Raw genomic sequence first — 8860 nt, forward strand, 5'->3', positions numbered from 1 at the left:
AGTGCTGCCACTGTTCAACTCTGTGGCGTCTTTATGAATCTCTGGTTTCGATTGCTCTACATGCTCTGCCGTCGCCCCTGGCGCAAGCCTGCCCATGGCCTGGCCACCACCGTGGTACGCATGCGGGTATGGCCGCTGGACCTGGATCTCAACCGGCATGTCACCAATGGCCGCTACTTCACCCTGGCGGACGTTGCCCGGATGGATTTTGTCTTGCGCACTGGCGCTTTTCGCGTGGCCCTGCGCAACAAGGCGCTGCCGATCGTGGGCGATACCTGGGGCAAGTTCCGCCGCGAACTCAAGGTGTTCGAAGTGTTCGAGGTACACACCCGCATACTCGGCTGGGACCACAAGTGGAGCCTGATGGAGCACCGTTTCGTCAGCAAGGGTCGGGTGGTCGGCGTGGTGGTGATGCGCGGGCTGTTCCGCTCAGCCAAGGGCACCCTGCCCCCGGCGGATTTCCTGCGGGAGCTGGGGCTGGCCGAAACATCGCCGCCCCTGCCGCAGTGGCTGAGCGACTGGGCGCAGAGTTGCGAGGCGATGAGCGTGCAGTTGCGAGGTGAGGAACAGGATTGAGGATCATCCGCTCATCATCGTCTTGAGGCATGCGCGCCTTGGCCAACATGTCCTTGGCGATTTTACGAGTCGTCGCGGCGCCTTCCAACTGCGCGCTGGATATAGCCTCTTCCATCATCAAGGAGTCCACCAGATACCGAGTGTTATCGCGGTATTGGGGAGAAGACGCCACTGCCCCGCCCAAGCTGGACGTCAACGACTCGACGCCGTGAACAACCGCCTCACAAAAGTCAGTGATGCACAAAAAAACGCACTGCCGCACTCGCTGCGAAGCTCCAGGGTCTTACTCGCGCAAGCCCGGGACATCTTGATAGCTGCCCATGCGGCCTCTTTCTTGAGACCCGGCGCTGGATATCGACGAAACTCGTCCCAATGCAGATACCGGCCCTTGTCATCGACAGCTTTATAGATTGTGTCGCCAGGCGCTGCTCAGACTGATCAAGTCATACCTACCAGTTCTCCCCCAACCCCAGCAAGCCAAGTATCTGCCGGCGCAGGTCCACCAGATAAGGATCGTCGCGGTGCCGGGGGTATGGCCGCTCGATGGTCAATTGCGCCTGCAGGGTCGCCGGGCGGTCGCTGAACACGATCACGCGGTTGGCCAGGAGCAAGGCTTCTTCCACATCGTGGGTCACCAGCAACGCCGTGTAGCCCTGGCGTTGCCACAGGTCGATCAGCTCCTTTTGCATGGTGATGCGGGTCAGGGAATCGAGTTTGCCCAAGGGCTCGTCGAGGATCAGCAGGCGCGGCTGGTTCACCAGCGCACGGGCCAGCGCAACCCGCTGCGCCATGCCGCCGGACAGTTGCCGAGGGAAGGCGCGGGCGAATTGGCTGAGGCCGACTTTTTCCAAGGCTTCATCGACTTTGGCGGCATGGGTCTTGAGCAGGCCCTGGGCTTCGAGGCCGAGGGCGACGTTGTCCCACACGCGGCGCCACGGATACAAGGTCGGGTCCTGGAACACCACCACGCGGCTCGGGTCCGGGCCGCTGATCGGCTCACCATCGGCGAGCAAGCGCCCGGAATCCGCCGGTTCCAGCCCAGCGACCAGACGCAGCAAGGTGGACTTGCCGCACCCCGAAGGCCCGAGCAAGGCAACGAACTCCCCCGCGGCCACGTCCAGCGAAACCCGCTGCAACACCGGCAGATGCTCACCGTCCAAGGCAAACCCGTGGCTCAGGTTTTCGATGCGCAGCGCCAATCCCGCCGCGGCTTCTACTGCGGTTGCCAGGGCTACCATTTCATCGCTCCTTTCTGCCAGGCCAGCAAGTGGTCGCGCAGCCGGAACAAGCCGCTGATCAACCCCGAGCAGGCCAGCGCCATGATTAACAACGCTGCATACATATTCGCGTAGGCCGCCCACCCCTGGGCCCATTGCAGGTACCAGCCGATGCCGGATTTCACGCCCATCATTTCCGCCACCACCAGGGTCGAAAACGAGGCGCCGAGGCCCATGAACAGGCCAACGAACACATGGGGCAAGGCGGCGGGAATCGCCACCTTGAAGATCAGGAAAGGCTGTTTTGCACCAAGGGTGCGCGCCACGTCGTAATAGGCTTTATCGACACTGGCCACGCCTGACCAGGTCAGCACCGTGACCGGAAACCAAGTGGCCAGGGCGATCAGGAAGACGCTGGCGCTCCAACTGCTGGGGAACAGGAAAAAGCACAACGGCAACAGCGCCGTCGACGGCACCGGGCCGAGGATGCGCAGCACCGGATGCAGCCAATAGCCGATACGCGTCGACCAACCGATGGCCACGCCGGCGATAAACCCGGTCGCCGCGCCCAACGCCACGCCCGCACCGAGCAGCAACGCCGAATGCAGCAGGCTGTCGGCCAGGCGCGCGTAGTCTTCGACATACACCGCGAGCAGGGCCTGGGGCGGCGCGAAGAACGGTACCGGCAGCAGCGCGAGTTTCGCCGTGAGCAGCTCCCAAATGCCCAACAGCAGCGGTAAAGCGATCAGCCATGACGCGGCTCCGCGCAGGCGCAGGCCGAGCCTGGCGAACCGGCGCCCGGCCACACTCGACACCCCGAACACCGCCGCCACGCCCACGCAGAGATGGGCCAAACCTTGGGTCATCGGCCAGTCGCGCGTCGCATTGGGCCAGTAGCTGATCAGCAGCGCCACGGCCAACCAGGCGCCGACCACCGCCAGGCCCGGCCACCCGACCTTGAACGCCACGGGTGGGTTGAGGGTGGTCGCGTCAACTGAAGACATCGGCGGTGATCTCCTTGGCGAACGCCAGCGGGTCGGTGCCCTGGCTGATCACTTCCACGGTTTTCAGGTCGGTGACGTAGGTGGTGATTTCCGCGGTCAGCGCGGTGCCGACCGCATGGTGGCCGTGGGTGTGGTCGTGGAGGATCGCCTGGACTTCTTCGGTGGAGGTGTTCAACGCATAGGCCTGGAAACCCTTGGCGACGACCTCGGGGTGTTGCACGGAATAGTCATGAGCTTCGAGGATCGCCTGGGTCAGCGCCGCGACCACCCGCTTGTCTTCGCGCACCAGCTTGCCGGTGACACCGACCACGCAGCAGCTGAGGTTGGCGTAGGCCTCCACCAGGTTGGTGGACAGTTCCCGCGCCACGCCGGATTTGATCAGGCGATACATGAACGGGTCGCTGCCGCTGACCGCCTGCACCTCGCCGCGCTCCAGGGCGGTGCCGAGCAGGTCGGCCGGGTACAGGCGCCATTCGACGTCGCGCACCGGGTCGATGCCGTGCTTCTTGAGCAGGATCGAGAAGAAATTGCGGTCCGGGCTGGCCATGTCCGTCACGCCGATCGTCTTGCCCTTGAGGGCTTCGAGTGTGCTTACGCCGCCGTTCGCCGCGCTGAGCAAACGCAGGCAGCCGCCATGGGTGCCGGCGGTCAGCTTGACGTCGAAGCCCTGCTCCAAGGCCTTGAGCCAACGCAGCGCCATGCCCACACCGGCGTCGGCCTTGCCGGTGGCGATGGCTTCCAGCAGCACCTCGGTGGAATTGCCGAAGTTGACCAGTTCCACATCCAGGTTGTGCTGTTTGAAGAAACCTTGACCGTGGGCGATCACCACCGGGGCCAGGCACACGGCATTCAGGTTGACCGCCAGTTTCAGCGCGCGAGGCGCATCCAGGCGGATGAACTCACCGGTGCCGGCGGGCTCCTGGGGCGTGTGGTGCGCGGCGTGCTCGTCGGCGGCGAAGCCCAGGCGGGGCAGCGACAGCAGCAAGGGGCTGGCCAGGGTAATACCGGCCATGCCCAGGAGGCGGCGGCGGGTTAAAGGATCGAAAGCGGCCATGCAAAAACTCCCATGATTGTGTTCGCTAGGTAGATTGCGCGCCTTGCGTCATGCAGGGCACTCGCGACAAAACTACAATTTGATTATATTAATCATCCACAATTATGAAAGAACCATATAATTCTATGGTTATGCCCGATGCCTCGAAACGCACAAAAAGCGCCCTAAGCTCAGATCGGAACAGTATTTATCGGGGGTGTACGCGCAGTGGGTACAGGCCGGGAAATGGGTGAAACCGCACCTGTAACCGGGGACGATCGATCAGTTGGCTGAGCAGCAGAAGATCGCGGATGCGTTCTTCAAGGTGGTGGATGCACAGGACGTGCAGACCTGGAAGTGATGCAGGGGGAATGCGCTTGATTCCCCCCTTTTTCGATTCAAGCCGGGCTGCGCGCCTCCCACCCGCGCGCCGCCAACGCCCCCAACACCCCGCCGGCAATCGGCGCCAGCCAGAACGCCCAGAGTTGCGCGAGGTACTCGACCCCGGCGAACAACGCCGGCCCGGTGCTGCGCGCCGGGTTGACCGAGGTGTTGGTCACGGGGATCAGGATCAGGTGAATCAAAGTCAGCGCCAGGCCGATGGCAATCGGCGCAAAGCCGGCAACCGCGCCCGGTGCGGTCACGCGCATGATGATCAGGACAAAGAAGAACGTAGCGATCAGTTCGGCCAGCAACGCCGCCTTCATGTCGAACTGGCCGGGGCTCAGCGGGCCATAGCCGTTGGCGGCAAAACCACCGGTTTCAAAACCCGGCTGCCCGCTGGCAATTACATACAGCGCGGCGGCGGCGGCAATCGCACCCGCGACCTGGGCGGCGATGTAAGGAAGCACATCGGCGCAGGGAACGCGGCGCCCGGCCCATAGGCCGATGGTCACCGCCGGGTTGAAATGCCCGCCGGAAACACCGCCCACCGCGTAGGCCATGGTCAGCACGGTGAGCCCGAACGCCAGGGACACCCCCAGAAACCCGATCCCCAGCGCCGGGAATGCCGCCGCCAGGATGGCACTGCCACACCCGCCGAACGTCAACCAGAAGGTACCTGCAAACTCTGCGGTCAAACGCTTTTGCACAATCGACTCCATTGCTTTTCAAACACCACGGCCCTGATCGAAGGGCATGGTGATCGCCGTCACCACAGGATGTGGGAGGTCCTGGGAGACGGTAGCAACAGGCATCAAAGTGCCCTGTAAGACTTGTCTGATTTCAGTCGCGCGCGACACCCTGACCGAACCGTCGGATCGCCAGGCAATAACCGATCAACGCCAGCGCCGCCAGCAACCCGCCCGCCGCGCCGATCCAGGCGAAGCCGAAGTGGCTGCCGACCCAACTGCCCAGCAACGCGCCGCCGCCGATGCCGATGTTGTAGATGCCGGAGAACATCGCCATGGCCACGTCGGTGGCGTCCGGGGCGAGCACCAGGACCTTGGACTGCATGGCCAGGCCGAATCCCATGATCGCCATGCCCCAGAACACGCTCAGGCCGACGAGGTAGGATTCGGCCCCACTCAACGGCAGCATCAGTGCCAGGCACGCGCCCAGCAGGAACACCGCGCCGACCACGAACAGATGCGGGTTGAAGCGGTGTACCAGGCTGAACAACAGCGAGCCGATGATGCCCGCGCCGCCGAACACCAGCAGGAACAGGGTCACGACGTTACCGCTCAGGCCAGCGACACGTTCGACAAACGGTTCGATATAGCTGTAGGCGGTGAATTGCGCGGTGACCACCATGGCGGTGAGCACGTACAGCGCCACCAGCGCCGGGCGCTTGAACAGCAGCGGCAGGCTGCGCAGGGAGCCTGAGTTCTGGCTCGGCAACAGCGGCAAGGTGCGCGCCAGCCAGAACACCAGGCCGGCGGCGAAGGCCGCAATCACCAGGAACGTGGTGCGCCAGCCCATCGCTTCGCCCAGCAGGCGGCCCAGGGGAATGCCCAACACCATCGCCAGCGACGTGCCGGTGGCCAACAGGCCGAGGGCTTGCACCTGTTTGCCGGCCGGCGCCAGGCGTACCGCGAGGGACGCAGTGATCGACCAGAACAGCGCATGGGACAAGGCGATGCCGATCCGGCTGACCATCAGCAGGCCGAAGCTGGTGGCGACGCTGGAGAGGATATGACTGGCGATGAACAGGCCGAACAACACGATCAGCAGCTTGCGCCGTTCGATGTTGCGCGTCAGCAGCATCACCGGCAGCGAGGTCAGCGACACGATCCAGGCATAGATGGTGAGCATCAGGCCGACGCTGGCAATGGGCATGTCGAAGCTGGCGCCGATGGCGCTGAGCAGGCCGACGGGCACAAATTCGGTGGTATTGAACACAAAGGCGGCCAGCGCGAGGGCGATGACCGGTTGCCAGTTGGCACGGGGCGTTGCGGTTGAAAGGCTCATTGAAGGGCGCGGCACTCTGACGATGATCAAACGGCCACCCAGGACAAGCGCCGCCGCCGAGCATTCTATAGGTTTCTCGGGCGGCTGTTGACGCTCATCCGGGGCAAATCACCTGCGGATCGATCAGGGCGAGGTCAGGGTGATCAAGTAGCTACCCGTCTGAATGGGCTTATCGAAAGCGTCCACCAGGACATACCGCTGGTCGTAATAACGTCCGTTGGGGGTGTCGGCCATCAACCGCACATAGGCGTTGGGCGCGCCCACCGCCTTGACGCTGCGGACCGGCTGCACCGCGAGCTGGTTGCCGCGACTGGCCTGCGGGCAGCCTTTCAAGTCCATTATCGAGCCGCTCGCCGCCGTCGTGGTGCAGCCCGGCTCGACGATACTGCCGTAGAATCGGACGACGCCACCCTGCGGCGCCGCCATGCACGTCCCCGTCCATACAGCGAGGAAGCCTGTAACCAGTGACAAACGTATAACGTTCATGTCGACGCTCCTTCTTGGGTTGACAAGAAGTGAGTCGTCCGTTTTGACGCAGGCTTTAGGCCTTTCGTCGCTTTAAGAAATGTCTGATAGACCGATCACGGGTCCACCTGCCCCATCAATTGCGGAATGCTTTCCGGGCGCTGCGCATAACGTTGCGCCAACGCCGCACACACCATCAACTGGATCTGGTGAAACAGCATCAACGGCAGGATCAACACACCCATGGTCGCCCCGGCGAACAGCACCTGGGCCATCGGCACCCCGGTCGCCAGGCTTTTCTTCGAACCGCAGAACAGGATGGTGATGCGGTCCTCCTGATTAAAGCCGAAAGCCTTGCCCAGCAGCGTGGACGCCAGCAATACCAGGGCGAGCAACACGCAGCAGGCCACCACCAGGCCGCCCAGCTCCCACAGCGGAATCTGCTGCCAGATGCCTTGGATGACCGCTTCGCTGAACGCGCCGTAGACCACCAACAGGATCGAGCCCTGGTCGACGAACTTCAGCCAGGCCTTGTTGCGGCCGACCCACTCGCCGATCCAGCGGCGGGCGATCTGCCCGGCGATGAACGGCAACAGCAGTTGCACGCTGATTTTCAGGATGGCGTCGACGGTCGAACCGCTCTCGCCGTGGACATTCAGCAACAGCGTCACCAGCAACGGCGTGAGGAAGATCCCGAACAGGCTCGACGCCGCCGCGCTGCAGATCGCCGCCGGGATATTGCCGCGCGCCAGGGACGTAAAGGCAATCGCCGACTGCACCGTGGCCGGCAACGCGCACAGATAGAGCATGCCCATGTACAAGTCTTTGCCGATCAGCGGCGACAACAGCGGTTTGAGCGCCAGGCCCAGCAATGGGAACAGCACAAAAGTCAGGCTGAACACCAGCAGGTGCAGGCGCCAGTGCCCGGCCCCGGCGACGATGGCCTGGCGCGACAGCTTGGCGCCGTGCAGGAAAAACAACAGCGCGATGGCCAGGTTGGTCACCCAGCCGAAAGCCACGGCGGTCTGGCCGCTGGCGGGCAGCAAGGACGCAAGGAGCACGGTGGCAATCAGGGTCAGGGTGAAATTGTCGGGCAGAAAACGCGGGCGAGTCATAAGCAGGATCTTCCGGGGTTGCCAAGAACGTCATCGCGACTCTAACGTAACGCTTTATTACCGACTAACGCCAATGAGCCAGTAAATGCCGCCTAAAGGACATGACAAGACCGTCCGCCGCAGCGTGCCCGGGCTTTCCAGCCTGCCACGCCCGGTGTACGGACGCACCGAATCCTTGCCCAACCGCGCCTTGACCCGTCGGCACAGCCATCCGTGGGTGCAGTTGTCCTACGCAATTTCCGGGGTGCTGGAGATCCAGACCAGCGTCGGCCGCTTCGTCGCGCCGCCACAGCGCGCGGTGTGGATTCCGGCGGGCATGCCGCACCGGGTCTACAGCTCGCCGCACACGGAGATGCGCAGCCTGTATCTGGATTGCAGCGTCACCGCCTGGGCGGACGAACGTTGCCAGGTGTTGGAGGTGAGCAGTTTGTTGCGCGAGTTGATCCGCCGCTTCAGCGAACTGCCGGTGGAATATGCCGAAGAGGGCCCGGACGGCAGGCTGGCCCAGGTGGTGCTGGACCAACTGGCGGCGGCGCCCCAGGTGGATTTGATGCTGCCGTTGCCCCTCGACCCGCGCTTGCGGCAGATCTATCGCAGTTTGGAGCTGCACCCGGAGCAACCCACCACGCTGGGGGATTGGAGCCGCAAGCTGGGGGTCAGCGAGAAGACCCTCAGCCGCCTGTTTTTGCGTGACACCGGGCTGACCTTCCGCGCCTGGCGCCAGCGCTTGCGCCTGCTCGGCGCCCTGCCCGCCCTGGAGCAAGGCGAGCGGGTGACGGATGTGGCGTTGGCGTGCGGGTATGAATCCACGTCGGCGTTTATCAACGCGTTTCGCCAGCAATTCGACGCCACTCCCGGCGAGTTCTTCCGCTAATGCCGAGGAAGGGGCTCAGCGTTGTTTCATGCGGTCGATCACCACCGCCAGCAGCAGGATCGAGCCGCGGATCACGTACTGGTAGAAGGTGTCGATGTTCTTCAGGTTCATTGCGTTCTCGATGATCGCCAGGATCAGCACCCCGGCGATCACATGGCGGATCATGC

The 8860-nt window shown here is 63.6% G+C and carries 9 protein-coding genes and 1 pseudogene; 2 read left to right on the forward strand and 8 right to left on the reverse strand.

Annotated elements, in window-relative coordinates; translation table 11 throughout:
- Positions 1–33: 33 nt before the first annotated feature.
- On the forward strand, positions 34–576 hold the full coding sequence (locus NR164_RS28700; protein WP_079443558.1) for an acyl-CoA thioesterase: 543 nt from the start codon (positions 34–36) through the stop codon (positions 574–576).
- A 449-nt stretch (positions 577–1025) separates the two neighbouring features.
- Here NR164_RS28700 and NR164_RS28705 read toward each other — a convergent pair whose 3' ends face one another.
- From NR164_RS28705 to NR164_RS28740, 7 genes are all read right to left on the reverse strand, one after another.
- A complete protein-coding gene (locus NR164_RS28705) occupies positions 1026–1814 on the reverse strand; it encodes an ABC transporter ATP-binding protein (protein ID WP_126589512.1) in 789 nt (262 codons plus the stop codon).
- Positions 1808–2797, reverse strand: a complete 990-nt coding sequence (locus tag NR164_RS28710) for an ABC transporter permease (RefSeq protein WP_193039683.1) — start codon at positions 2795–2797, stop codon at positions 1808–1810. Before NR164_RS28710 ends, NR164_RS28705 begins: the two co-directional genes overlap by 7 nt.
- Complete coding sequence (locus NR164_RS28715) at positions 2784–3851, reverse strand: ABC transporter substrate-binding protein (RefSeq protein ID WP_126589514.1); 1068 nt, start codon at positions 3849–3851, stop codon at positions 2784–2786. The genes NR164_RS28710 and NR164_RS28715 overlap by 14 nt, the downstream gene beginning before the upstream one ends.
- A gap of 377 nt (positions 3852–4228) precedes the next feature.
- Positions 4229–4933 carry an aquaporin Z gene (gene aqpZ, locus NR164_RS28725; RefSeq protein ID WP_079443553.1) on the reverse strand — a complete coding sequence of 235 codons (705 nt, stop codon included), beginning with the start codon at positions 4931–4933 and terminating at the stop codon, positions 4229–4231.
- 121 nt (positions 4934–5054) lie between these two features.
- Entirely contained in the window at positions 5055–6239 is a 1185-nt protein-coding gene (locus tag NR164_RS28730) for a sugar transporter (RefSeq protein ID WP_046488537.1), read from the reverse strand.
- A 123-nt stretch (positions 6240–6362) separates the two neighbouring features.
- Entirely contained in the window at positions 6363–6725 is a 363-nt protein-coding gene (locus tag NR164_RS28735; protein ID WP_256823576.1) for a type 1 fimbrial protein, read from the reverse strand.
- A gap of 95 nt (positions 6726–6820) precedes the next feature.
- On the reverse strand, positions 6821–7819 hold the full coding sequence (locus tag NR164_RS28740; RefSeq protein ID WP_046383879.1) for a bile acid:sodium symporter family protein: 999 nt from the start codon (positions 7817–7819) through the stop codon (positions 6821–6823).
- An 85-nt stretch (positions 7820–7904) separates the two neighbouring features.
- Here NR164_RS28740 and NR164_RS28745 point away from each other — a divergent pair, with 85 nt between their 5' ends.
- Positions 7905–8693, forward strand: a complete 789-nt coding sequence (locus NR164_RS28745) for a helix-turn-helix domain-containing protein (protein ID WP_079443550.1) — start codon at positions 7905–7907, stop codon at positions 8691–8693.
- A 15-nt stretch (positions 8694–8708) separates the two neighbouring features.
- Here the strand turns inward: NR164_RS28745 and NR164_RS28750 are convergent.
- Positions 8709–8860: pseudogene (locus NR164_RS28750) on the reverse strand (L-arabinose ABC transporter permease AraH); the annotation flags it as partial.

The sequence above is a fragment of the Pseudomonas sp. Pse79 genome, assembly GCF_024519615.1.
Taxonomy (GTDB): Bacteria; Pseudomonadota; Gammaproteobacteria; order Pseudomonadales; family Pseudomonadaceae; genus Aquipseudomonas; species Aquipseudomonas veronii.